This is a genomic window from Candidatus Schekmanbacteria bacterium (assembly GCA_016219965.1).
Taxonomy (GTDB): Bacteria; Schekmanbacteria; GWA2-38-11; order GWA2-38-11; family J061; genus JACRJM01.
This window is the reverse complement of sequence record JACRJM010000001.1, coordinates 144,231-168,681: the sequence shown is the minus strand read 5'-3', so window position 1 is coordinate 168,681 and position 24,451 is coordinate 144,231. Positions and strand designations below refer to the sequence as shown.

Sequence of the window (24,451 nt, the reverse complement as noted above, 5' to 3'; positions counted from 1 at the left end):
ACCTACCCTTTCCTGTTCATCTTCACATTAAAATACTCAGGTACGATTCCAATCAGTTCTATCCCATCGGGAAGAACGACATCAGGCTTTTTTCTGTATATCTTACCTTCCCTGAGATTTTCAGTTTTGAAAATCACTTGTATATCTTCACGCTTTAAATTTTCAACCAAAATTTCTGGTCCCCTGACTTCCACCGCAACAGTTAAAGGCTCGATATCAAGGCTTGACTCCTCATTTTTATTTCCGGGTTTGTTTCCGGGGATTACAGGCAATTCGCTCAATTCTCTGGAAATAATTTTCTGCTTTAAAACAATTTTTACTTTTATCATCCTTCCGGAGCCTGCCATCTTCAGCCCGGTAGAATCCACATCAACAGGTACTTCAAAATTAAGAGCCTGGTTAAGCTCTGAAACATCTATAGGGTATGTGAATATTTCCTGCATCTTCTCAATAACGCTCCTTTTCCCCATTACCTCTACATATTCAGGAGATTCAGAGACACTTGCAATCTCATACCCCTGTGGAGGAGACCCAACTATCTTTGGCCTTACCTTAAGTTTCTTTTTTATCAGCTTCTCAACCTTGAGATTAAGAAACTGCGGGACAATCATCTTAACATTTACATTTTGCGGCAGGCTTATAGAATCTGCCTTTAAGGGATATACAACAGTCCCCTCGCTTGCATCCCTGAGATCAACCCTGATCACCATGTTTTCGGGTGTAAGGTTAAGAAGTGACCTCCTCAACCCGCCTACCCAGATCGTAGCATTGTTTACAGCGCCTTCTGCTATTACCATTGATTCAGGAAGATTCACTACCTGCACCTTCACAGGGAAATTGAGCTCAGCCCCTTTCTCGATTGTAAGATAAAACCAAAGCGTCAAGGCAAGGAGAAAAGAAAAAACCTTTAGTCCAAAATTATCGAAAAGCAATTTTCTCATTTTTTCTCTTCCTTCTTTGCAATCTTGAAAAGAGTCTGCATATGCTCCCTGATGGCTTCTTCACTCAAATTTGTGTTTAGTTTGCCGTCGACTGCAAGGGAAATATTCCCTGTCTCCTCAGATACGACCAAAACAACTGCATCGGTTTCTTCAGTTATACCGACGGCAGCACGGTGACGTGTACCGAGATGCTTCGAGATATTGATATTAAGAGAAAGGGGAAGATAACACCCTGCGGCGAAAATCCTGTTCCCGCCTATTATCACAGCACCATCGTGCAGAGGCGACCCGGGATAAAACAGACTAATGAGTAATCTTTCAGTCACGCGGCTCGTCAGAATCGCGCCTACTTCTACGTAAGGACGGAGCCTCTTTTCGCGCTCCATGACTATGAGCGCTCCTGTACTTGTTTTCGAAAGTGCGAGCGCCGCCTTGATAATTTCCCCCATCACCTGCGTTTCTTCATATTTGAAAAAAGAAGAAAGAATCGGGCGCTGTCCCATCTCGGCGAGCATATGTCTTATCTCAGGCTGGAATATTATTATCAGGGCAATAAGGAGCACAGACCAGAAATGCTCCATTATCCAGCCCGTTGTCGTAAGCTCGAAATAATAAGACATGAGATAGACAAAACCAAACAGAATCAACCCTATGATCATCTGGATGGCTCGTGTCCCCTTGATAAACAACATGAGTCTGTAGATGATGAAAGCCACGATGAATATATCGAGGCTGTTCTTAAGCAGATCTATATAGCTAAGACCGAATGGAAGCTCCATGATATCCCTATGACTCCATTATTGCTTTTACCATTTTTACTGCTCTCACAGTCTCTTTAACATGATGGGCACGGATTATGTCCGCACCATTTAAGACCGCAACACAGGCTGAAGCAAGGCTTCCCTCAAGCCTTTCTGAAGGCGGAAGATCAAGGACACGGCCTATGAATGATTTTTGTGAAAAACCAACGAGGACAGGACAGCCAAGCTTTTTGAATTCCCTAAGCCTTTTTATGATCTGCAAGTTATCTTCAAGACGTTTACCGAAGCCTATCCCGGGATCAACAATCAGCGACGCTCTGTTTACTCCTGATTGTGCGGCAAGGTCAATTTTTTCCTCAAGAGAGCTCACCACGTCAGCGACTACATCATCATAGGAAACATCTTCCTGCATTGATTTGGGTGTCCCTTTTATATGCCCTATCACAACAGGACACCCCGCTTTTGCAGCTATATGAACCATGTTGGGATCCAGTGTAAACCCGCTTATATCATTTATCATGTCGGCACCGTTCATAAGTGCTTCTTCTACGACTTTTGATTTGTATGTGTCAACTGAAACAGGAATTTTTATTCTTTTTTTTATTTCTTTAAGCACAGGTATTATGCGGGCGAGCTCCACATCTGCCGGCACGCTTTCGCTACCCGGGCGTGTTGATTCACCTCCGATATCTATGATTGCCGCCCCTTCATCTTCCATCTTAAGCGCCGCGAAAACCGCTTCTTCAATTGAAGAGTATTTTCCTCCGTCATAAAATGAATCAGGGGTAAGATTGAGCACTCCCATAACCAGCGCGCCGGAACCAAGATTTAGAGAAACATTACCTGCTGAGAAAATGCGGGATTCGCTCGTCATAAAGTTTTTAAACTGCTGATTAACTAAATTAGGGAAACTCTTGTTCTGCTGACAGAGTAATGCTGTTAAACGGCTGTACCTGATTCTGCAACAATCTCCGGCTTTATCCCTTTCACGATTGCCTCAATCTCTTCGCTTCCGAGCACTTCCTTTTCAAGCAGTGCATTCGCAAGGGCATGAAGAGTTTCGAGTCTCGACATGAGCAGAGACTTTGCCTGGTTGTAGCAGTCCATGACCACCCTTTTTACTTCCCTGTCAATAGACATTGCAGTACCTTCGCTGTAATCCCTGTGCTTTGATATCTCGCGTCCGAGGAAAATCTCTTCTTCTTTTTTCCCGAAAGTCAGAGGGCCAAGCTCCTTGCTCATCCCCCACTCACAAACCATTTTCCTTGCAAGCTCGCTGGCTTTCTCTATATCGTTTCCAGCTCCGGTTGTAGGCTGCTGAAGAATAAGCTCCTCTGCAAGCCTTCCTCCCATAAGAACACATATATTGTTCTTCAGATATTCCAGGGCATAGGTGTGTCTTTCATCTATTGGAAGCTGCTGTGTAAGTCCCAAAGCCATACCGCGGGGGATTATTGTAACCTTGTGTATAGGGTCTGTGCCGGGCAGAAGCTTTGCGACGAGAGTATGTCCGGCTTCATGGTAGGCGGTAATCTTCTTCTCTTCATCGCTGATTATCATGCTCTTTCTCTCAACTCCCATGAGTACCTTGTCTTTTGCCTGTTCAAAGTCAGACATCTCAACCTTTTCCTTGTTGAACCGTGCTGCATAAAGGGCAGCTTCATTTGCCAGATTGGCAAGGTCTGCTCCGGAGAAACCGGGCGTTCCCCTTGCAACAATTTCCAGGTCAACATCAGGGTCAAGAGGAAGCTTCTTGGTATGGACCTTGAGAATACCTACCCTACCCTTAAGATCAGGGCGCGCAACTACTACCTGCCTGTCAAAACGGCCGGGGCGCAGCAGCGCCGGGTCAAGGACATCAGGGCGGTTCGTTGCAGCAATTAATATAACACCTTCGTTGGATTCAAAGCCGTCCATCTCAACAAGGAGCTGGTTTAAAGTCTGTTCTCTCTCATCGTGCCCGCCGCCAAGGCCTGCTCCGCGGTGACGGCCGACAGCATCAATCTCATCTATGAATATTATGCATGGCGCACTTTTCTTTCCCTGTTCGAAGAGGTCGCGCACCCTTGATGCTCCGACACCTACAAACATCTCGACGAAATCGGACCCGGAGATTGTAAAGAAAGGCACCTCAGCCTCACCTGCGATGGCGCGGGCAAGCAAAGTCTTCCCTGTACCCGGAGAACCGATCAGCAGAACTCCCTTTGGTATTTTTCCACCCAGCTTCTGAAATTTCTGGGGATCTTTTAAGAATTCGATTATCTCTTCAACTTCCTGCTTTGCTTCATCAACACCTGCCACATCATCGAAAGTAACCTTGTTCTGGCTTTCATTGAGAAGTCGTGCCTTGCTTTTGCCGAAGGAAAGCGCTTTGTTGCCGCCTATCTGCATCTGCCGCATGAAAAACACCCATATCCCAAGGAGGACTATCAAAGGGAACCATGATGAAAGGAATACTATGTACCAGGGGCTTGTGGGCGGCGCCAGAGCCTTCACATGGACATTCTTCTCTGTCAGTGTCTTGATAAGTTCCGGGTCATCAGGAGTATAGGTCTTGAACTTGCTTCCATCAGAAAGCGTCCCTTCAACGTCGTTTCCCTGTATTGACACCTGCGAGACTTTGCCGTCTTTCACCTGCTGAAGAAAGGAGGAATAGTCAAGCTCCTTCTGGGTTTCCTTAGGGGTGTTAAATGCATTGAACAGTATTATGGTAAATACAATGAGTATTACCCATAGCATCACATTCTTGTAGAACTGATTCATTTTGTCGCCGGCTGCCATAAGTTACCTGCCTTTTTCTTTCATTTAAAGTAAGAGATATGCGCAAATAATTTAATCTCACGCTAAAAGAAAATACAAAAAGCTGCCTGTAGTGTCAAGGAGTTTCACGGCTTTCACCATTTTCCATGATTAATATTCCCCTTGTATGGTGCGATTTTTTCACTTATAATTAAATCTTACATCCTAAAGAAAAGCAGGGAGACTAATGGGAAAAGGCGAATCATCGGGGAAACGCAATATCAGGCGGGACATGTTTGCCCTATTCCTGCTGGGGTTTACCGTATTCCTCGCTATCAGTCTCATCTCCTATAATAAGAATGACTCCACATGGTTTTTTGCAAGCTCGGAGCAGGCAAATGAAGAAGGCTATAAGAACCTCACGGGAATCTTCGGGGCAGAATGCTCGGGTCTCATGTTCGAGATATTCGGTTATGCATCCCTTTTCATACCGCTTTTTCTTTTTGTATTCAGCTTCTCTCTCATAAGACAGAAAACAATTGAAAAGAAAATCTTAAGAACACTGGGGCTCATAACTTTTTTTCTCAGTATCTGCACTATTCTCCAGTTCCCATTCAGAGGTGAATCTGTCAGCAGCATTTCAAACGGCATTATGCCCGGAGGGATGATCGGTTCATTCTTTACAGGCATTGCCGAATCATTGCTTGGCGCTGCTGGAAGCTACATACTTCTCGCCATCATCCTTTTTGTCTCACTCTTTCTTCTCACGGAATTTTCCATAATAAAAGGAACAATAAGTACTGCACAGGGGGCTGGCAAAGCAGCTTCGTGGATGCGAATAAAAATGAGAGCAGTGATGGACAGCTACTATAGCTGGAGGCATAGGAAAAAACACTCAGCCGAGATAAAGCCAAAAATCGAAATTGAAAAACTGAAACCTGAGCCAGTGATAGAGCAGATAGAAGAGATAGAGGAAGAAGAAATAATTCCGGAGCCTGTCCAGCAGGCATTCAAGTTCATGGATGATTATACTCTTCCCACTCTCGACCTTCTACGGGACCAGTCAAAGAGCGAATCAAAGATGACCAAACAGGATATTCTTCTTAATTCCCGCATACTTGAAAAGAAGCTTCGCGATTTCGGCATAGAAGGGAAAGTCACAGAAGTGCGCCCTGGCCCTGTAATCACCATGTATGAGTTTGAACCTGCGCCGGGTGTCAAGATAAACAAGATAGTTTCCCTTGCAGATGACCTTTCACTTGCCATGAAGGCGATAAATGTGAGGATCGTGGCGCCGCTTCCAGGAAAAGGCACAGTGGGGATTGAGATTCCCAACACGCAGCGCGAAAGCGTTTACCTTAAAGAGATACTCCAGTCAGAATCATTCATGGAACATCCCTCAAAGCTCTGCATAGCCATGGGCAAGGATTTTCTCGGCAACCCATTTTTAGCAGACCTTGCAAAGATGCCGCATCTTCTGATTGCGGGAACAACAGGCTCAGGAAAAAGCGTTGCAGTCAACATGATGATACTCTCACTCCTTTACAGGACAACGCCTGAAGAGGTTAAGATGATAATGGTTGACCCCAAGATGCTTGAACTTTCCATATATCAGGAGATACCGCACCTTCTGATTCCTGTCGTCACAAACCCCAAGGAGGCATCTTATGCCTTGCAATGGGCTGTGCGCGAGATGAGCCGCCGCTACGAGCTGATGAAGGATAAAGGCGTAAGGAACATAACCGCCTACAACAAGTTCCTCGAGGAAAACGCGATACAGGAAAGCCCTCTTCCATACATAGTGATATTCATAGACGAGCTAGCAGACCTGATGATGGTTGCATCAAAGTCAGTTGAAGACTCAATCCAGAGGCTCTCGCAGATGGCGCGTGCCGCAGGCATTCATCTTATTATTGCGACACAAAGACCATCTGTTGATGTAATAACAGGTGTGATAAAGGCAAACTTCTCATGGCGTGTCGCACTTCAGGTCTCGACAAAGATTGACTCCCGTACAATCCTCGATGTAAACGGCGCTGAACAGCTTTTAGGCAAAGGTGACATGCTTCTTATGTCTCCCGGATACAACAAACTCACCAGAGTCCACGGCGCCTTTGTTTCCGATTCAGAGGTGACATCGATAGTTGAGTTTATAAAGAAGCAGAGAAAATCCATCCCTGACCTTTCAGTGATCACCCCTGATATAGAAGAAGGCGAAGAGGAAGGTGCGGAAGAGGATGACGAGAAATATGAGGAAGTGCTCCGCTGGATCGTAAAAACCAAGCAGGTCTCAATATCAATGGTGCAGAGGAAATTCCGCGTAGGCTATAACCGAGCCGCCCGCATGATAGAGAAGATGGAGGCATCAGGGATAGTCGGAGCACAGGATGGAATCAAACCGCGTGAAGTACTTATGGATGAAATGGGGCTCGATGATATGTTAATGAGAAAACGCAAACCTGCCGTGCCAACGCAAAAACGCGCACCAAAACCTTCAACCCCTGACATGCTGTCGTTCTCATATCCCGACGAGGAAGAATAAGCTAACCTCTTAATTTTATTTTCCACGAAGAATAAATAAGACTTGGATTATAAATCGAGGGCAAACTTGATGGCAGCATTTATCTGTCTGACTTTTTCCTCCTTGAGCAGACAGATTCTTTCCTTTAGCAAGTTTTTTTGAATCGTAATAACTGTATCAAGATTCACAACGCACTTTTTTGGCAAACCGTCATTAATATCCAATAAAACCTCTACCGGTATATCTCTTATTGTTCTTGTCACAGGTGCAACTGTAACTGCGTTCCTTACTCTATATGCTTCATCACGGGACAAAAGTACTACCGGACGTTTCCCGATTGGAGGTGGCAGATCTGCCCACCAAACCTCACCTTTTTTCATCACCAGTCCTCTTCATTTAGTACATCCATTGACGCTTTCTGAAATCCTTTCAATTCCTGAAGGTCTTCCGGCTTCTTTTTATAACCCTCTTCATATTTCCTGAGCAGTTCATCAGTTCTGCTTTTCTTGTTTAAAAGACTTACAGCCTCAGCAATGAGTTTGCTCCTGTTAATACCTCTTTCCTTCCTGAGTTTTTCAACTTCTTTGAATTCCTCTTCTGTAAGGCTTATTGCAATCTTAACAGCTCTTGCCATGTTTTGCTCCCGGTATGATTATATTCATACCAAATTATAATTCCTGTCACAATAAGTGTCAAATATAAAATGTTTTGACAGTGATGGCACACAGCAACCTCTTGACCAAATGCCCATCTGTCCAAAATATGTCTTCTTCAAAAAAGGAATTTTCGCTTTAAGGGTTTTTGCTGAACTCACCTTTATAAACTGCACTACCTCTGCAACTGCAACTCTCGGCGGTACCACAATCACCATGTGTACATGATCAACTTGTACATTTAACTTCATCACCAGACAGGAGTCTGGTGGTTTTTGCAGCAGACAAAAGCTCCGACACCTGACTTGCTCTCACTCTCATATCCAGACGATGAAGAGTAAGTCTGGCAGTTGAAGCCTTCTAAAATTAATATATTTCTCTTGCTTGATTTTTAATCATATTGATAGAATAATATAGAAGAACAAAGAGGGATTAAATATATGCACAGAATTATTCAGGTAAAGCCATTGGAAAAATACAGAGTCTGGATAAAATTTTCAGATGGAGTTGAAGGTATAGTCGACCTGTCAGAGCTCGTTGGTAAAGGTGTATTTTCAGCGTGGAATGATATAAATTTCTTTAACTCCGTTTATGTTGATGCAGAAAACCATACAATAGCCTGGGAAGGCGGTATTGATCTATGCCCGGACACTCTCTATGCCAAAGTTCTTGGCGTTGACCCGCTTACAATCCTAAAAAAAGATAAAGCAGTTTCGCAAGCCTTCATCAGCAAGAATTAAAAAAGGATTGGGAAAAGACATTAACTCATCAGAAGCCCGACAAGATTGAACCTTTGAAATAGAGATCTACATTAAGTGTAAAGCTGAAGTTACCTATTGCATTTTTCAGGACCTGACATTTTTTTCTTGAGATGGTTAGCTCTTCTTTATTTCTTCTCTTAGTTTATTGTAAACATCCTTAGCGTTGTCAATCATTTCAAACCTCGGAGTCTGTGGAACACCTATCCCAGGCATGGCCCCCATATTAAACCACGTAGACCATATGCTATCTTGTCCAAAAGTAATATTTCCTTTACCGTTACTTTTTTCTATTAGTGATACATCAGATAGAGTTCTTAAGTTGAGACTTTTAACTCTCTTTCCAATTAAGTCTGACACTATTATAACTCGTTGATTTGTAATACCGTAATATGTTTTATTTCTTTGTATTGCTTCAACAATAAATCTCCCAAAAATCATATATAAACCAACTAAAACAAATGGTATGCCAAATAATGAAAATACATTATCAACTGAGTTTGGGGTCTTTCTTGTGCTTGTAATGGCCATAACTTCCCAAAATATCGCAAACCCTCCCCACAGTAGACTAAAAGGAATCATAAATATGTCTGAACTTCTAAATAATATGCCTTGCTGAGGTTTTCCAGACCAAATGAGTTGTTCATCTGAGTCTATTTCTGATCTTAAGACGTTATCTGTTTCGACTGATTCATTTATTATTTTTTGAGTTAACATATATTATACCCATTTAATACCAAGCATTTTATATTCTACCTCAATTTAACAAGTCAAGAAAATTGCCTAAACAAGTAAAATATAATTATCAAAAGTCTACAATAGATTCACTATAAAAATACTGGATAGGTTAAATACTGTATGGCTTTCATTTTTTTTGCAAATTCAAGTTTTGTGTGGAAGACGAGGAAATGGACAGCGAGCAATACCGGAGCATACTTTTTTGTATGTGAGGATTTGTGAGCTGGCCAGTGACGAAGTATAACACCAAAAATTGAATTTGCTGCTCCTCCATTACCAGCGTAGGAGCGCAGCCTCCGCCGCAACCCCCGGCCCAAGCGCTAACATTATTCCGTATTCCCCTTCTGCCGGCGGTGTTGAATCAATCATTCTTTTCAATACAAAGAGAACAGTCGGCGATGACATATTGCCGTATTCCTCAAGGACTTCGTATGAAGCAGAAAGCTCCTTTCTCGTTAGCCCAAGCTCATCTGCAATATTCACAATCACATTCCTGCCGCCAGGATGGATTATCCATCTTTTGATGTCCTTGAATTTCAGCGAATGTTTTTTTAGAAGGGCTTCAATCGCTTTCCTCGCAGCCTTCCCCGCGATATTCTGGATCTCCTTGCCGAGTATGATCTTAAGCTTCCCCTCGATTGAGCTGAAACCAACTGAATCAAGGTAATCTGAAAATATCTCAGTATGAAATCCTAAGATGTAAGGCATTCCATATACATGGTTTTCACCAAGCAGAACTGCGGCTCCCCCATCTCCGCATATGACATTCCCGATAATCGTTTCCATAGATGAATCAATCGACGAATCAATAAAATATGCGGCAGAGCAAATCTCAACAGCAGTAACCAATGCATTTGAACCGGAATTCGCCCTCACATGGTCCCATCCTCTTTGCAGTGCCGGGAGCGCTCCCGCACATCCCATCCCCTGAATGTCAGTGCGCTGAAGGCTCTTGTTAAGGGCAAGCTTCTTCACATATATTGATGACAGTCCGGGACAGAGATAGCCCGTACACGTTGCAACGGCAAGAAAATCAATATGATTTGTTCCCGCATTTTTAAGACACTCAGATATCGCTCTTGCGCCGGTCTCTACCGCGCCTTCCTTATACCTCGCGTTAAGTTCATTAACACTTTCATTTGGCACCTTATCTGCTGGGCGCACAAAAAAATGTCTTTTCCTGATTCCGGAGTTTAAAAATATTGCCTTTATCTTTTTATCATCATACCCGGAGAGCTTGTATGCCTCTTCCTGCGTAAATGTGGCAGAAGGATTGGCGGTAGCAATGGAAATTATGGAGGGGGAAAAATCAGTATTTTTCTTCTTCATTATAGTTGACATACTACTGTGTAATATGCTTTTTGGAAACAGATTTCGAGGAGACATAATGAAAATCGCAAGGGCTGAAATAAACGGGAAACAGTTTGAAGGCATTGTTGTCGGGGAAAGCATAGAAAAGATATTCGGTTCTGCCTATGAGACTTTCACAATGACAGGGATAAGAAATCCCCTGTCAGATGTAAAGATACTTCCTCCATGCCAGCCGTCAAAGATAATCGCAATCGGACTCAATTACAAAGACCATGCAGCAGAGTTCGGCTCAAAGATACCTGACGAGCCTATGTTGTTCATGAAGCCTTCAACCGCTGTCATAGGCCATAGGGATATAGTTTCTTATCCGCCTCAGTCAAAAAAAGTTGATTATGAGGGAGAGCTTGCAATTGTAATTAAAAAAACAGCAAAAAATATTTCAGAAGGCGAAGCAAAAAATTATATCCTCGGATTTACCTGCGCCAACGACATTACAGCGCGGGACCTTCAAAGGAAAGACGGACAGTTCACACGCGGGAAAGGATTCGATACATTCGCACCCATTGGCCCCTGGATTGAAACTGACCTTCAACCTGACAACCTAAAAATCAAGACTACTCTGAATGGAAATGTCGTGCAGAGCTCTTCGACCTCTCAGATGATATTCAAGCCCTACTTCCTTGTATCCTTCATCTCCTGCATAATGACACTTCTTCCAGGAGATGTGATAATCACAGGTACCCCCTGCGGAGTAGGAGAGCTTAAACCAAGTGATGTAGTACAGGTCGAGATTGAGGGAATCGGGGTATTGGAGAACAGGATTAATTCAAAGTAACAATTATTAAACTACTTAAACTATTTCCCCCTTCAGGCTATTGCTGTGACCTTGAAGGATTTTTACTTTAACAATTCTTCCAAGCATTGATTGACTTCCTGAAAAATTGACAACGCGGTTCTGCTCTGTGCGTCCCATCAACTCATCATCCGCCCTTTTGCTTTTGCCGTCAACAAGGACAGACTCAACTTCACCTTCAAGGGCGATGTTCTTTTCAAGTGTTATTTTTTTCTGAAGCGTCTGCACAATGTCAAGCCTTCTGCTTTTTTCGGAAGGTGAAACATCATCCAGAAATTTAGCGCTTGCGGCAGGTTTTCTCGGTGAATAGTTAAATGAAAAGATGGAATCATAACGTATCTCGCGAAGTATGCTTACGGTCTCTTCGAAATCAGCCTCGGTCTCTCCGGAAAAACCCACAATGATGTCAGTAGTAATTCCCACATCAGGAATTATCTCCCTTAACAACTTTATATTATCCATGTACTCTTCGCGGGTATATCCGCGGTTCATCATCTGAAGCACTTTACTTGACCCGCACTGGACAGGGAGATGAATATTCCTGCACACCTTTTCAAGGTCTCTCATTGCATATATCAGTCTTTCTCCGAAATCTTTTGGATGGGATGTGACAAACCTTATGCGGAGCACTTCATCTATTTTGTTGAGCCTCTCAAGGAGGCCTGTAAAATCACATTCAATTTGAGAGTGGGACATATATGAATTAACATTCTGCCCTAGCAATGTGAACTCCCGGTAACCTTCTTTCGCGAGTCGTTCCACCTCTTCAATTATCTGTTCCGCAGGTCTGCTCCTCTCTCTTCCCCTAACATATGGGACAATGCAGTAACTGCAATAGTTGTTGCACCCTTCCATTATGGTAATCCATGCTTTCACTCCGTCAGAGCGAAGAAGCGGTGTTTCGGTAACCGTAGCAGCCGTTTCCTCCCTGACATCTACAACCTTTTTCTCATTCTTTACGCGCCTTAATATGTCCGGAAGGCTGGAGATGTTCATTGTCCCGAAAACGATGTCAACATTCGGGAATTTTTTTATTATCCTCCCCTTCTCTTTTTGAGCAATGCAACCGCAGACCCCTATGAGCATATTTTTTCCTCTGTCCTTCATCTTTGAAAGCTTCCCTATCTCGGAAAAAACCTTATGCTCTGCTTTTTCCCTTATGCAGCAGGTATTGAGGATAACGATGTCCGCCTCGGAAAGGCTTTCCGCCATGCTATGTCCTTCGCCTACAAGCATGCCCGCAAGCCTCTCGGAATCATGGTCATTCATCTGACAGCCGAATGTCTCTATATGATATTTCATAGTCCCTTCTTAGCCTATACTCAATTTTCCCTTGCATTTTATACAGCTTTCTGAAAAATTCAACCTTCGCAGTATGTTATTATTGATACAACGTTAAAATACCATCTTTATTGGATTGAAAAATGGAAACTTTATCTGTACTTGGCGCGGGAAGCTGGGGCACATCAATAGCAAACCTGCTCTCAGACAATGGGCACAGGGTTCAGCTCTGGTGCTTCGAAAAGAACACTGCTGAAGAAATTGCACTCCAGAGGGAAAACAGCGTATATCTGCCTGGAATCAAAATCTCTCAGAATGTAATCCCTACTGCGTCAATTGAAGAGGCTTGCAGGAACTCAAAAACAATCATATCCGTAGTCCCTTCACAGCATACAAGAAAGATAATGAGTGAAGCTGAAAAGTACATAAATGACGGATGCATGATAGTCAGCGCCTCGAAAGGGATAGAAAAGGATACATACCTCACCATGTCGCAGGTTTTTTCAGAGGTGTTTCACGGAAGGAATGACCTCAACACTGTGACGCTCGGCGGGCCCACCTTTGCCACAGAAGTCGCAAGGAAACTTCCCACAGTCATGGTCTTTGCTTCAAAGAATGAATCTGCGGCAAGATATTTCCAGAACATATTCAGCAATCAGTACTTCAGGGCTTATGTGAATGATGATGTCATAGGCGTTGAACTTGGAGGCGCCATAAAGAACATCATAGCCATTGCCGCGGGAATTGTCACAGGGCTTGGCTGCGGGCACAATACGGTTGCTGCACTCATAACAAGGGGAATAGCCGAGATATCAAGGCTTGGAATCTCAATGGGAGCTAAACTTCTCACCTTCGCAGGACTTGCGGGAATGGGAGACCTTATCCTTACCTGCACAGGTGATTTAAGCCGGAACCGTCAAGTGGGACTGAAGATAGCAGAAGGAAAGAAACTTCAGGAGATACTTGGAGGGATGAAGATGGTCGCCGAAGGGGTCGAGACTGCAATATCCGTTGAAGGGCTTGCCAAAAAACAGAATGTTGAGATGCCTATATGCCATGAAGTATATACAGTCCTTTTTAACAACAAAGACCCGCGCGTTGCAATCCGTGACCTTATGGAAAGAAACCTTAAAAAAGAATTCCAGGAAGGGATAATGTAGGAAAACGGGGAATCATAGTGGATGAGAAACTTTTAAAAACAATTCTTAATGATACAAAATCCGGAAAGCTCTCTCTTGAAGAAGCTTTCCATAAGATAAAGTACTTCTCAGTGGAGAATCTGGGGTTTGCCAGAGTTGACCATCACAGGAACCTGAGAAAAGGATTTCCCGAAGTAATATTCTGCGAAGGGAAGACAATAACGCAGATAACAGAAATTGCCAAAAGCATACTTTCCCGAGAGCATACCCTCCTTGCAACAAGGGCATCAGCAGAAGTATATAAAGCAATAAAGAAAGTCGACCGCCGCGCAGTCTACAATGAAGCAGGAAGAACCATTGTTGTCAACAACAACAAAGTGAAATCCACCAAAGGACGTATCATGATAGTAACAGCCGGCACTGCCGACATACCGGTGGCGGAAGAGGCATACGTCACTTCATCCACACTTGGAAGCACAACGGAAAAACTTTATGACGTAGGAGTTGCAGGAATACACAGGGTAATCTCTGAATCAAAAAGACTTGATGAGGCAAGGGTCATCATTGTCGTTGCCGGAATGGAAGGAGCTCTTGCATCGGTAGTGGCAGGGATGGTAGATAAACCGGTAATAGCTGTCCCCACAAGCGTTGGCTATGGCGCAAGCTTCAACGGTATAGCAGCTCTTCTTACAATGCTGAACAGTTGTGCCTCAGGTATCGCGACAATGAACATAGATAATGGATTCGGTGCAGGCTATCTTGCACACAGCATAAACATCATCGGTGAATAAGATAAAAAAGAAAAAATCCCCTTCCGGAATATTCATAACAGGCACGGACACAGGCGTGGGGAAAACTGTGATTGCCTCATCACTTGCCACGTACATGAACTCCTGCGGTCATAAAGTTTCAGTGATGAAGCCCATAGAAACCGGATGTGCTGTAAGGTCCAACGTACTTGTCCCTTCAGACGGCATGAAATTAAAATATGCGGCAGGGAGCAATGAACAGCTTTCCAATATCGCACCTGTACGTTTCAAAAATCCCATTGCGCCTATGCCTGCAGCAAAGCTTGAAAAAAAACCGGTGGACATCAAAAGGATAGAGAGTTGTTTTCATTCTCTTCAAAGAGAAAGCGATTTTATCATTGTTGAAGGGCTTGGAGGTATTCTTGTTCCCATATCAAAGGGATACAGTGTGCGCGATCTTATAAAAAAACTGGATCTGCCGCTTCTTATTGTTGCAAGACCGGTGCTGGGCACTCTTAACCATATTCTGCTTACAGTAGAGGCGGCGCGTAAAGAAAAAATAGAAGTAAAAGCCATCGTACTAAGCGGCTTTAACAACAAAACCAAAAACATTGCCGAACGCACCAATCCGGATGTTTTAAAAGAACTACTGCCTGATATACCGCTATTCCTTTTTCCTAAAATTGAAAGGATAAATCCTTCTGAAATCAGGAAGGAAGCCGGTGATGTCCTTTCCCCTCTCGCTGATCTTTTGATAAAATAGCTTTTCCATTTTCATATCTTAATATTTTTATCCTCTATACCGAAATCATTCTGCCTAAAAAACAATAAGTTATCAACAAACATCGAGGATAAAAATAAAGCATATGAAAACCCAGAAAAAAGCAAACTTGTACAAGTTACTATGCTCGATTATTCCTATTTATCTCCTGTTCTCACCTGCCGGTATCAAAGCTGAAACAATAGATTCAGCCGGAGCTGAAGCTTTAACAGGTGAAGAGATGATCCTCTTTCAGGATATCCCGTCAGTTTACAGCGCATCAAAGTACGAGCAGAAAATAACTGAAGCACCTTCATCAGTAAGCATTGTAACTGCTGCAGAGATAAAAAAATACGGCTACCGCACTCTTGCAGACATCTTAAACAGCATAAGAGGTTTCTATACAACCTACGACCGCAATTACAGTTATATAGGAGTACGGGGTTTCAACAGATCCGGAGATTATAATACCAGAATACAGCTTTTGATTGATGGGCACAGGGTCAACGACAACATCTACAACACCGCATTCATAGGAACTGAGTCTCCTGTTGATGTAGATCTTATAGACCGTATAGAAATAATACGCGGACCAAGCTCATCCCTTTACGGAGCAAACGCTTTTTTTGGGATAATAAATGTAATAACAAAAAGAGGCAGGGACCTGAAAGGAGCGGAAGTTTCCGGCGAGGCAGGAAGCTTTCACACTTACAAGGGAAGGTTAAGTTTCGGCAACAAATTCAGCAACGGTCTTGAAATGCTGCTATCGGGGAATGTTTACGACAGTGAAGGACAGAGACTTTTCTTCAGAGAGTTCGACAGTCCCGCAACAAATAACGGATATGCGGAAAATGCTGACAGTGATGAATATCAAAGCTTTTTCGGGAAACTTACTTATAAGGATCTCACGCTTCAGGGGAACTACATAACAAGGAAAAAGAGCATTCCTACCGGATCATACGGAACTGTTTTCAATGATTCCCGAACACAGACTATAGATGAGCAGGGATATTTATTTTTAAAATTCGACCATACATTTACAAATCAGCTCGGTCTTATGGCGCGACTTTACTATGACATGTACGAATATGACGGGGACTATATGTACGGATATGGACGGAAACCATCAGGTAAATATAACCGCATCGTGCGTAATATGGACTTCTCGCGGGGAGAGTGGTGGGGAGGGGAAGTGAAACTCAGCAAGAGACTTTTTGAAAAACATAACGTAGTAGCAGGTGCTGAATACTGGGATAATATCAAAATGGATCAACGCAACGTTAATGACAGCCCTCGAGAAGTATTTCTTGATGATAAAAGAGATCCGCGAATCTGGGCGCTCTATATACAGGATGAATACCAAATAATAAAAAAACTAACTTTCACCGCCGGTGTAAGGTACGATCACTACAACCTTTTCGGTGGAACTGCAAACCCAAGGTTTGCTATTATTTATTCTCCAGTTGATAAAACTACGTTCAAACTACTTTATGGGAAAGCTTTCCGGTCTCCCAATGCATATGAGCTCTATTATAATGACGGCGGAAATACAGCAAAGCCCAGCCATAACCTCCAGCCGGAAACGATAAAAACCTACGAACTCGTCTATGAACAGTATATCAATAACAATTTGAGCTTAAATGCTTCTGCCTATTATTACAAGATCAAGAATCTGATAAGCCAGAAAATAGACCCAAATGACAACCTGATCGTACTTGATAACAGCGACAATATAAATGCCAGGGGAGTTGAGCTTGAGCTTGAGGATAAATTTGCAAACGGCATTGAAAGCCGCGTAAGCTATGCACTCCAGTCAACAGAAGATGAGGGAACAAGGAAGGTACTTACAAATTCGCCAAAGCATCTTGCCAAATTCAACGTAATATTCCCATTGATAAAGGAAAAACTATTTTCAGGCATTGAACTGCAATACACAAGCTCCAGAAAAACTATTAACCGCAGCGAAGCAGGCGGTTTTTTTATTACCAATGTAACGCTTTTCAGCCAGAACATTCTTAAGGGGCTGGAAGTATCTGGAAGCATTTATAACCTGTTTGACAAAAAATTCGGAGTTCCTGCAGCAGAAGAGCACTCCCAGAATGTTATAGACCAGGATGGAATAAATTTCCGGATCAAACTCACTTACAGTTTTTAATTACAAGTGGAAATGCAATCATCAAAAAATAAAATAATTGAAATAGTTATGTTGATTACACTGACAGCCGTGTTTTCAAACACATTTCAGGGAATGTCCTATGCGAAAAACCTGCGGGTAGCAGTGATTAAGAGTTTTGCCAGTACCCCTTTCGAAGAGACTCTTTCAGGATTCAAGGAGAGCCTTAAAAAAGAAGAGATTGAAGCAGATTTTGAAATATTTTCAGCCAACGGGGACCCCATAAAGGTTCGGGAAGCAGTCCAACAAATAAAGAGTGGAGATTTCAGCCTGGTCTTTACAATGGGCTCCCTTGCAACTGATAATGCTTTAACTGAGATAACAAACATTCCTATAGTCTCTTCAATGATACTGAAGGATGATAAAATTAAAAAAACACCCAATGCCACAGGAGTAGTTCTCGAGTTCTCTATAGAAACTCAGCTTAAATGCATGCAGCAAATTCTTCCAAAGGGTATTACCATAGGAACAATATACAACTCAAAAGAGAATGGTAAATTCGTTGAGACAGCAGCAGCAATAGCTAAATCTATGGGCTATAAGTTTTACGCAAAGGAGATAAACACACCTCAGGATCTTCCATCAGCGCTTGAAAGCATGGCAAACAGTGTGGATGTTCTCTGGGGAATACCTGACAGTATGGTGCTTACTCCGGAAACTTCAAAACATATCCTCCTTTTTTCACTAAGAAACAGGATTCCGTTCATAGGGCTTTCAAGCGCGTGGACAAAAGCGGGGGCTCTCTATTCGCTTGAGCGTAATTACAATGACATTGGAATCCAGTGTGCTGAACTCGCTCTTAGTCTTCTTCGCAACCAGAAAGAACGTGCAACCAATCCGGTACCTCCCAGGAAAGCACTTTACTCTATTAATTTTAAGACTGCCCAACAGTTAAAAATAGAAATCCCTGAAAATATTATAAACGGGGCAATACAGGTTTATTAGAGGGAAAAAATATGGAAACCATAAAAAGAAAGAGAAGAGTAAGTCTGCTTACGAAATTTAATCTTCTCACAATCTCTCTGATCGTACTTACATCTGTCGGTATCACAGTTTATGTCGTACGCACCGAGACTGCGAACAACTATAGCGAGCTTATAAACCACGGCCGTTCCCTTGCCTCCATGCTCGTACAGAATAGCGAATACGGAATATACACAGAAGACAGCAAGTCTCTGCAGCAGATAGTAAAAAGCGTAGAAGCTGATCCAAACATTGCGTACATCAACATCTTCAACAGGGAAAAAAACTGCCTTGTACAGAAAAAGAATGACACTAATGTAAATGTTCCCCTGACACTGAGAAACAGGGATCTCGCTCCGGCAAATGGAATTATAATAAAGGAATTCACAGAAGAACAGAGCGGAAACAGCTACATAGATATCCTTGCGCCTGTGCTCACAGTTTCTCAGACTGATCCCGTTGAAATGCTTGAAATGGGAGAGAAGTTATCGCAACCTAAAATAATAGGTTATATTCAGCTCGGACTTACACAGGAAAAAATCAAAAATCATCTGCGCAAATTTCTGCTCTCAACAGTTATCTTTACATCGATGTTCACCATGGTAGGCATATTGCTTACTATATTACTCACTAAAAAAATAATATCTCCTATAAGAAACCTGTCATCAGTCGCTGAAGATATATCTGAAGGAAATCTAAACCGGGAAATAAGCATAACTACCAATGATGAGATTTCTGATCTCAGCCGCGCCTTCAATCATATGCTTGTACGCCTTCGTGACTACAGGAGCGAAGCAGAAGGGCGTAATTCCGAGCTGCAGGCAATAAACCAGATCATGCAGGTTGAAATCAATGAGCGTAAATCAGCAGAAGAAGCACTCGCATCCGAAAAGGAGAACCTTGCCATAACTCTGCGAAGTATCGGAGACGGTGTAATCACAACAGACATTGAAGGAAAAATAATCTTGCTGAATAACGCTGCATCAGAGCTTACTGGCTGGGATTATCAAGAGGCACAAGGAAAGGACCTCTCCGAAGTATTCCATATCGTACAGCCTTCAACAGCGTATAATTGGTGGAGTATAGCAAAAAAAGTGTTTGAATCCGGCGGTCAGATAGACCTTGGCAAGAATATAAAAATTCTCTCAAGAAACGGCATGCATAGAATTGTAGATCTGCGGTGCGCACCTGTCCGTCACAGAGCAGGAAATATAATTGGTGTCATCATAGTATTCCGTGATGTAACCGAGCTGAAAAAGACTGAGGAAGAGATAATGCAGAACAAATTAGACTCAATCGGAGTTCTTGCAGGAGGCATAGCGCATGATTTCAACAATCTGCTTACTGCAATAATGGGCAACGTTTCAAGCGCAAAGATAAAACTCGAAAGGAACTTATCAAGAGAAAAAATCTTTGAGAGGCTGAACGAAACAGAAAAGGCAACAATGCGGGCAAGGGACTTAACCCAGCAATTGCTTACCTTCGCCAAAGGCGGAACTCCTGTAAAGAAGATTTCAGATATTAAAGAGATTATAAGAGACGCAACGCGCTTTGCCATAAGGGGATCAAACGCCAAGTGCGAGCTATCCATTGAAGAAGAGCTTGCTGCTGCTGACGTTGACATAGGACAGATAAGCCAGGTAATAAACAACATTACTCTCAATGGGGTACAAGCAATGCCTGAAGGAGGCACAATCAAGGTATTTGCAGGGAATATTGAAGCATCCTCAGAAACAGATCTTCCCATGGGACATATGGGAAGCGAAAAATACATTAAGATATCAATTCAAGATCATGGGACAGGTATATCTGAAAAACATCTAAAGAAAATATTTGACCCTTACTTTACTACAAAGCAGCAGGGGAGCGGTCTCGGACTTGCATCTTCCTATTCAATCGTAAAGAAGCATGACGGAATCATCAAAGTTGAATCAAAGATGGGAGAGGGAACCGTCTTTCATATATATCTTCCTGCATCATCAAATGAGATAACTCAGGCTGATCATCCGGAACTATGCCAGTCCAAAGGCAAAGGTAAGCTTCTTATTATGGATGATGAAGAGATAATAAGAAACTGTCTTAGTGACATGCTTCAAGATCTTGGATACGATACATGCTGTGCAGGAAATGGAGCAGAAGCCATTCAGATTTACCTGCAAGAAGCAGAATTGGGCTCACCCTTTGACGCTGTAATAATGGACCTTACCATTCCCGGAGGAATGGGAGGAAAAGAAACTATAAGAAAACTCTCTGAAATAGACAAAGAAGTAAAAGCCATAGTAGCAAGCGGTTATTCAACAGATCCTGTTATGGCAAATTATAAAGAATACGGTTTTAAGGCTGTTCTCTCAAAGCCTTTTAACACACAGGAACTTGGGGAAGCTTTAAGACAGGTGATAAATAACTCCATAAATTGAATCAGGACTGTCAATCCTATTATCAGTCCTGATGAGTATTGAATATCTCATCAAACTCAGAAGAATGCTTAATAAATATTTTTAATACAGCAGGATCAAAATGCTGCGGACTGGTTCTGCCGTCACCTTCCGTAATTATCTTGAAAGTCTTCTCATGTGAGAATTTGGATTTATAGGGCCTGTCGCTTCTTAATGCATCATACTGGTCTGCGATTATTACAATCCTTCCCTCAACAGGTATTTCTTCTCCCTTCAATCCATTAGGATATCCGGTCCCGTCCCATCTTTCGTGGTGATTAAGTGAAATCGAAGCTGCCATCTGAACAAAAGGATTAGTCGAGCCTGAAAGTATCTTTTCTCCTATTGTCGTATGTGTTTTGATAATTTCGAATTCCTCTTTGGTTAGAGGACCGGGTTTTAAAAGTATTCCGTCAGGTATTCCTATTTTCCCGATATCATGCATGGCGCTTGCAACTGTTATCCTTTCAATGAACTCATCTGAGAGTTTCATGGCTTCTGCAAGCTTTTTCGAATAAAAGACTATTCTTGAAATATGAGCCCCTGTATAGGCATCCTTGTATTCAGCGGCAACCGTAAGACGATATATCAATTCCCTGCTCATGTGTTTGGTAACATCCAATGCCTTGGCAAGTTCCATCGTCTTTTTCTCTACCTCCTGCTCAAGCATTATCTTGTAATTTCTCTCAGACTGCATGAATTTACGGTATTTAATTGCCTTATCTATGGAGTGCTTGAGATGGTCCGGCAAATAGGGTTTTATGATAAAATCATAAGCCCCTTTCTTAAGCGCGTTAACTGCCATATTCATTTCAGCAAAAGCAGTCATCAGTATCACTGGTATTTCAGGATTTATTTTGTTGATTTGCTCAAGAAGCTGAATGCCGGTAGTTCCCGGCATGTTGATGTCGCTCAGCACAACATCGATATCAAAGGTATTGAATTTCTCTAAAGCTTCATTAGCGCTCCTGCATCCGATAACATTAAGCCCTGACATCTCAAGAAGCGTAGAAACGGAGTCAAGGACATAACCGTCGTCATCAACGACAAGTATTGAACCCATATGGATACTCCTTATAATTAATATTTATTAGATGCTCTTTATCAATCTCTTCTGTCAAGAACCTCTCTGACTTTCTTAAGAAGCTCACTTGGAAAAATAGGTTTAGAAACAAAATCAGATTCACCTCCTGTTAAATCCACTTTATTTATAATATCACCGGTATAGCCGCTTGTAAAAATAACCTTAATTTCAGGGTTTATTTTTTTTATTTCAGAATATACTTCTTTCCCGTTTTTCTTTGGCATTATGACATCAAGCATAACTAGATTTATCCGGTCTTTATTTGCAATGAATTTATTGACAGCATCTTCGCCGTCAACAGCATCAATAACCATGTAATTGTATTCATCCAGTACACTCATTATAAGGTTTCTTGCCTCATCATAATCCTCTGCAAGAAGTACTACCTCACCTTTTCCTCTCGGGATTATATTATCCTTAATATTATCCTTTACAGTATCTGTTTCAATAATCGGCAGATAGGCAATAAAGGTCGTCCCGCTCTCGGGCTCGCTGTAAACATTTATATATCCGCTATGCTGTTTCACTATTCCATAAACAATGGACATCCCGAGCCCAGTTCCTTTCCCGACTTCTTTAGTGGTAAAAAAAGGCTCGAATATTCTTTCCCTTGTTTTTTTATCCATCCCTTTCCCGTTATCAGCAAACGAAAAAAAAGCATATTTTCCCTTTTTACCGTATCCATGAGCCTTAATATATGAATCATCTATATCCACAATACCGGTAGTGATACTTAATAATCCTTTTCCTTTCATAGCATCGCGGGCATTCGTTGCAAGGTTCATCATAATCTGCTCGATCTGACCTGCTTCTGCTAGTATAGATAACCTATCTTGACTGAGCTGAGTTCGGAGTTCGATATCCTCACCTATCAGCCTTAAAAGCAATTTTGTTATCCTTTTTACTATGTCGTTTAGCTCGACAGGTTTAGGATCAATAGGTTTTTTCCTGCTGAATGTAAGAAGACTCTGGATTAATTCAGCCGCCCTCTCTGAAGAAAAAAGTATATGCTCAACATTTTCCTTCAAAGGATCATCTTCCTTCATTTTCATAAGGAGAATATGTCCGTAGCCTATTATGGCAGTCAGAATATTGTTGAAATCATGTGCAATGCCGCCGGTAAGCGTTCCAACTGTCTCCATTTTCTGCGCATGGCGCAGCTGTTCTTCTAGTTTCAGATTATCGGTGATATCCTCTCCTATAGCCAGCACACTCTCTATCTCTCCTTTTTCATTTTTTATTGGAACTGCCTTTAGATCAAACGACCTGTCAAAATGAGTGACAACCGACTCGCATGCAGGCTCTCCTGTCTTGAATATTACATCTACCGGACAATCTTTACATGGTGAAGCAGAGTTGTGTAACATCTCATAACAGTGTTTTCCGACAAGCTCCGAAGGTTCCTTCCCTGACATTGCGGCAGACCAACGGTTTGCCCAGATTATTCGCAAATCAGAAGACTGCAATGTAATGATATAGGGGATTACATCAAGGATAGTATTAAACTGCTGCGAAAGCTCCCTGTACTTTTTTTCACTCTCTCTTAAAGCTTCCTCATATTGTTTACGCTCAGCTTCAGCGCGGTCGATATCTCCTCCTAATAGCTTTGCCAGATATGAAACAACAACGCTTACAACAATCACGCCTGTTATCAGATCAAGAGCATTAAAAAGCGCGGGATTAACTCCCTCATTTTTGAAGTACAGGTCAGTTATACTTTCTAAAGCTACGATAATTACTACCACCGGCAAGAAAAAACGAATCAAACGGGATTGGACAGTTGTACCAATAAATGCTCTTAGAGGCCAGCATTCAGGACCGGCAGCAAACATCAATCCATGCCCCAGGAATATAAAAGCAAGCGAAGTCGGAAGTGACACAGGTATGATTGTACCGCCGTAAAGCAGAGGCGTGCCGTATACATAACCGAGCAGGACTATAGCGTTAATTGCAGTAACAAGCACGGTAAAGAACCCATAACAATATTTTTTGTTAAGGTGTGGCAGCAGTGAACGGAGAGCGAGCGCAAAACCGGATAAAAGAAAGCAGGCTCCTGTTATAGGCGACATGCGCCCTACAGGGGCTCCACGAAGAAGCGCTGGTTCGGAAATAAAAATAGATTCTATATAATCAATCCCAAGAAAAAACTGGACAATCACTGCTAGTCCGGTCACTGCGACAATGATTGATAGAGCCCCTCTGATACCTGAAGCACTGCCCCTGCTTTTGTTTTCTGCCGCTGTGAAAAGTATGACTCCTGATATAATAAAAAGTATGGCAGTAAGCGGTGCTATGGGAATATAATCTGCATGAATGCTCTTAAGGAATGACGAATCCGTTGCCCATCCCGCAAGCCCCATAGAAGATATAAGAATTGCTATTGCAGCACAAACTCGCGTTGTTGTTTTATAGGAAATCCCTGATTTTCTGATGTGCTCCATACTTTCCTTTCAGTAAGTTGTATGCACCAATAGGGATATTATGATCTGGATCGCTGATTCTAAAATAGAATTTTTTTATATTTATCACAAGCAGGCTCTATTGTCATTAATAAATATAATAAAAGCATAAAACGGTAAAATAATTCAAATT

General features: G+C 42.3%; 21 protein-coding genes. 9 read left to right on the top strand and 12 right to left on the bottom strand.

What is annotated here, in order from left to right; translation table 11 throughout:
- Window positions 1–2: 2 nt before the first annotated feature.
- From HZA77_00815 to HZA77_00800, 4 genes are all read right to left on the bottom strand, one after another.
- A complete protein-coding gene (locus HZA77_00815; GenBank protein ID MBI5373946.1) occupies window positions 3–941 on the bottom strand; it encodes a hypothetical protein in 939 nt (312 codons plus the stop codon).
- Window positions 938–1,720 carry a TIGR00159 family protein gene (locus tag HZA77_00810; GenBank protein MBI5373945.1) on the bottom strand — a complete coding sequence of 261 codons (783 nt, stop codon included), beginning with the start codon at window positions 1,718–1,720 and terminating at the stop codon, window positions 938–940. Before HZA77_00810 ends, HZA77_00815 begins: the two co-directional genes overlap by 4 nt.
- Window positions 1,721–1,727: 7 nt before the next feature.
- Entirely contained in the window at window positions 1,728–2,576 is an 849-nt protein-coding gene (folP, locus tag HZA77_00805) for a dihydropteroate synthase (GenBank protein ID MBI5373944.1), read from the bottom strand.
- Between the two features lie 65 nt (window positions 2,577–2,641).
- A complete protein-coding gene (locus HZA77_00800; GenBank protein ID MBI5373943.1) occupies window positions 2,642–4,465 on the bottom strand; it encodes an ATP-dependent metallopeptidase FtsH/Yme1/Tma family protein in 1,824 nt (607 codons plus the stop codon).
- A 223-nt stretch (window positions 4,466–4,688) separates the two neighbouring features.
- Here HZA77_00800 and HZA77_00795 point away from each other — a divergent pair, with 223 nt between their 5' ends.
- The gene (locus HZA77_00795) at window positions 4,689–6,983 is read left to right on the top strand and encodes a DNA translocase FtsK (GenBank protein MBI5373942.1); all 2,295 of its coding nucleotides are present in this window, start codon (window positions 4,689–4,691) and stop codon (window positions 6,981–6,983) included.
- Window positions 6,984–7,030: 47 nt separating this feature from the next.
- Here the strand turns inward: HZA77_00795 and HZA77_00790 are convergent, their stop codons facing one another.
- Genes HZA77_00790 through HZA77_00780 form a run of 3 tightly spaced genes read right to left on the bottom strand, consistent with a single transcriptional unit; the run spans window position 7,031 to window position 7,866 of the window.
- A complete protein-coding gene (locus HZA77_00790; protein MBI5373941.1) occupies window positions 7,031–7,342 on the bottom strand; it encodes a type II toxin-antitoxin system PemK/MazF family toxin in 312 nt (103 codons plus the stop codon).
- Window positions 7,342–7,596, bottom strand: a complete 255-nt coding sequence (locus HZA77_00785; GenBank protein MBI5373940.1) for a ribbon-helix-helix protein, CopG family — start codon at window positions 7,594–7,596, stop codon at window positions 7,342–7,344. Before HZA77_00785 ends, HZA77_00790 begins: the two co-directional genes overlap by 1 nt.
- Before the next feature lie 24 nt (window positions 7,597–7,620).
- Window positions 7,621–7,866, bottom strand: a complete 246-nt coding sequence (locus HZA77_00780; GenBank protein ID MBI5373939.1) for a transposase — start codon at window positions 7,864–7,866, stop codon at window positions 7,621–7,623.
- A 189-nt stretch (window positions 7,867–8,055) separates the two neighbouring features.
- On the opposite strand from HZA77_00780, the gene HZA77_00775 reads away from it, so the two are divergent.
- Window positions 8,056–8,355, top strand: a complete 300-nt coding sequence (locus HZA77_00775) for a DUF2442 domain-containing protein (GenBank protein ID MBI5373938.1) — start codon at window positions 8,056–8,058, stop codon at window positions 8,353–8,355.
- Window positions 8,356–8,490: 135 nt separating this feature from the next.
- Here HZA77_00775 and HZA77_00770 read toward each other — a convergent pair whose 3' ends face one another.
- On the bottom strand, window positions 8,491–9,090 hold the full coding sequence (locus HZA77_00770; protein MBI5373937.1) for a hypothetical protein: 600 nt from the start codon (window positions 9,088–9,090) through the stop codon (window positions 8,491–8,493).
- A 294-nt stretch (window positions 9,091–9,384) separates the two neighbouring features.
- On the bottom strand, window positions 9,385–10,440 hold the full coding sequence (locus HZA77_00765) for a type III polyketide synthase (protein MBI5373936.1): 1,056 nt from the start codon (window positions 10,438–10,440) through the stop codon (window positions 9,385–9,387).
- Window positions 10,441–10,498: 58 nt separating this feature from the next.
- On the opposite strand from HZA77_00765, the gene HZA77_00760 reads away from it, so the two are divergent.
- Complete coding sequence (locus HZA77_00760) at window positions 10,499–11,257, top strand: fumarylacetoacetate hydrolase family protein (protein ID MBI5373935.1); 759 nt, start codon at window positions 10,499–10,501, stop codon at window positions 11,255–11,257.
- 15 nt (window positions 11,258–11,272) lie between these two features.
- Here HZA77_00760 and miaB read toward each other — a convergent pair whose 3' ends face one another.
- The gene (miaB, locus tag HZA77_00755) at window positions 11,273–12,577 is read right to left on the bottom strand and encodes a tRNA (N6-isopentenyl adenosine(37)-C2)-methylthiotransferase MiaB (GenBank protein MBI5373934.1); all 1,305 of its coding nucleotides are present in this window, start codon (window positions 12,575–12,577) and stop codon (window positions 11,273–11,275) included.
- Between the two features lie 122 nt (window positions 12,578–12,699).
- On the opposite strand from miaB, the gene HZA77_00750 reads away from it, so the two are divergent.
- From HZA77_00750 to HZA77_00725, 6 genes are all read left to right on the top strand, one after another.
- Window positions 12,700–13,716, top strand: coding sequence for an NAD(P)-dependent glycerol-3-phosphate dehydrogenase (locus tag HZA77_00750; protein MBI5373933.1), 1,017 nt, complete (start codon window positions 12,700–12,702; stop codon window positions 13,714–13,716).
- Between the two features lie 17 nt (window positions 13,717–13,733).
- On the top strand, window positions 13,734–14,486 hold the full coding sequence (larB, locus tag HZA77_00745; GenBank protein ID MBI5373932.1) for a nickel pincer cofactor biosynthesis protein LarB: 753 nt from the start codon (window positions 13,734–13,736) through the stop codon (window positions 14,484–14,486).
- Window positions 14,479–15,207, top strand: coding sequence for a dethiobiotin synthase (gene bioD, locus HZA77_00740; GenBank protein MBI5373931.1), 729 nt, complete (start codon window positions 14,479–14,481; stop codon window positions 15,205–15,207). Before larB ends, bioD begins: the two co-directional genes overlap by 8 nt.
- Before the next feature lie 103 nt (window positions 15,208–15,310).
- A complete protein-coding gene (locus HZA77_00735) occupies window positions 15,311–17,359 on the top strand; it encodes a TonB-dependent receptor (GenBank protein ID MBI5373930.1) in 2,049 nt (682 codons plus the stop codon).
- Between the two features lie 12 nt (window positions 17,360–17,371).
- Entirely contained in the window at window positions 17,372–18,322 is a 951-nt protein-coding gene (locus HZA77_00730; protein ID MBI5373929.1) for an ABC transporter substrate-binding protein, read from the top strand.
- A gap of 11 nt (window positions 18,323–18,333) precedes the next feature.
- Window positions 18,334–20,757, top strand: a complete 2,424-nt coding sequence (locus HZA77_00725; GenBank protein ID MBI5373928.1) for a response regulator — start codon at window positions 18,334–18,336, stop codon at window positions 20,755–20,757.
- Window positions 20,758–20,779: 22 nt separating this feature from the next.
- Here the strand turns inward: HZA77_00725 and HZA77_00720 are convergent, their stop codons facing one another.
- Window positions 20,780–21,838: a response regulator gene (locus HZA77_00720; protein MBI5373927.1), complete on the bottom strand. Its 1,059-nt coding sequence runs from the start codon at window positions 21,836–21,838 to the stop codon at window positions 20,780–20,782.
- Between the two features lie 41 nt (window positions 21,839–21,879).
- On the bottom strand, window positions 21,880–24,300 hold the full coding sequence (locus HZA77_00715; protein ID MBI5373926.1) for a response regulator: 2,421 nt from the start codon (window positions 24,298–24,300) through the stop codon (window positions 21,880–21,882).
- Window positions 24,301–24,451 lie beyond the last annotated feature (151 nt).

Bases quoted from the DNA above. Each gene is read 5' to 3' on its own strand.
- HZA77_00815 (MBI5373946.1), bottom strand. From the start codon at position 941: ATGAGAAAATTGCTTTTCGATAATTTTGGACTAAAGGTTTTTTCTTTT.
- HZA77_00810 (MBI5373945.1), bottom strand. From the start codon at position 1,720: ATGGAGCTTCCATTCGGTCTTAGCTATATAGATCTGCTTAAGAACAGC.
- folP (MBI5373944.1), bottom strand. From the start codon at position 2,576: ATGACGAGCGAATCCCGCATTTTCTCAGCAGGTAATGTTTCTCTAAAT.
- HZA77_00800 (MBI5373943.1), bottom strand. From the start codon at position 4,465: ATGAATCAGTTCTACAAGAATGTGATGCTATGGGTAATACTCATTGTA.
- HZA77_00795 (MBI5373942.1), top strand. From the start codon at position 4,689: ATGGGAAAAGGCGAATCATCGGGGAAACGCAATATCAGGCGGGACATG.
- HZA77_00790 (MBI5373941.1), bottom strand. From the start codon at position 7,342: ATGAAAAAAGGTGAGGTTTGGTGGGCAGATCTGCCACCTCCAATCGGG.
- HZA77_00785 (MBI5373940.1), bottom strand. From the start codon at position 7,596: ATGGCAAGAGCTGTTAAGATTGCAATAAGCCTTACAGAAGAGGAATTC.
- HZA77_00780 (MBI5373939.1), bottom strand. From the start codon at position 7,866: ATGAAGTTAAATGTACAAGTTGATCATGTACACATGGTGATTGTGGTA.
- HZA77_00775 (MBI5373938.1), top strand. From the start codon at position 8,056: ATGCACAGAATTATTCAGGTAAAGCCATTGGAAAAATACAGAGTCTGG.
- HZA77_00770 (MBI5373937.1), bottom strand. From the start codon at position 9,090: ATGTTAACTCAAAAAATAATAAATGAATCAGTCGAAACAGATAACGTC.
- HZA77_00765 (MBI5373936.1), bottom strand. From the start codon at position 10,440: ATGAAGAAGAAAAATACTGATTTTTCCCCCTCCATAATTTCCATTGCT.
- HZA77_00760 (MBI5373935.1), top strand. From the start codon at position 10,499: ATGAAAATCGCAAGGGCTGAAATAAACGGGAAACAGTTTGAAGGCATT.
- miaB (MBI5373934.1), bottom strand. From the start codon at position 12,577: ATGAAATATCATATAGAGACATTCGGCTGTCAGATGAATGACCATGAT.
- HZA77_00750 (MBI5373933.1), top strand. From the start codon at position 12,700: ATGGAAACTTTATCTGTACTTGGCGCGGGAAGCTGGGGCACATCAATA.
- HZA77_00735 (MBI5373930.1), top strand. From the start codon at position 15,311: ATGAAAACCCAGAAAAAAGCAAACTTGTACAAGTTACTATGCTCGATT.
- HZA77_00730 (MBI5373929.1), top strand. From the start codon at position 17,372: ATGCAATCATCAAAAAATAAAATAATTGAAATAGTTATGTTGATTACA.
- HZA77_00725 (MBI5373928.1), top strand. From the start codon at position 18,334: ATGGAAACCATAAAAAGAAAGAGAAGAGTAAGTCTGCTTACGAAATTT.
- HZA77_00720 (MBI5373927.1), bottom strand. From the start codon at position 21,838: ATGGGTTCAATACTTGTCGTTGATGACGACGGTTATGTCCTTGACTCC.
- HZA77_00715 (MBI5373926.1), bottom strand. From the start codon at position 24,300: ATGGAGCACATCAGAAAATCAGGGATTTCCTATAAAACAACAACGCGA.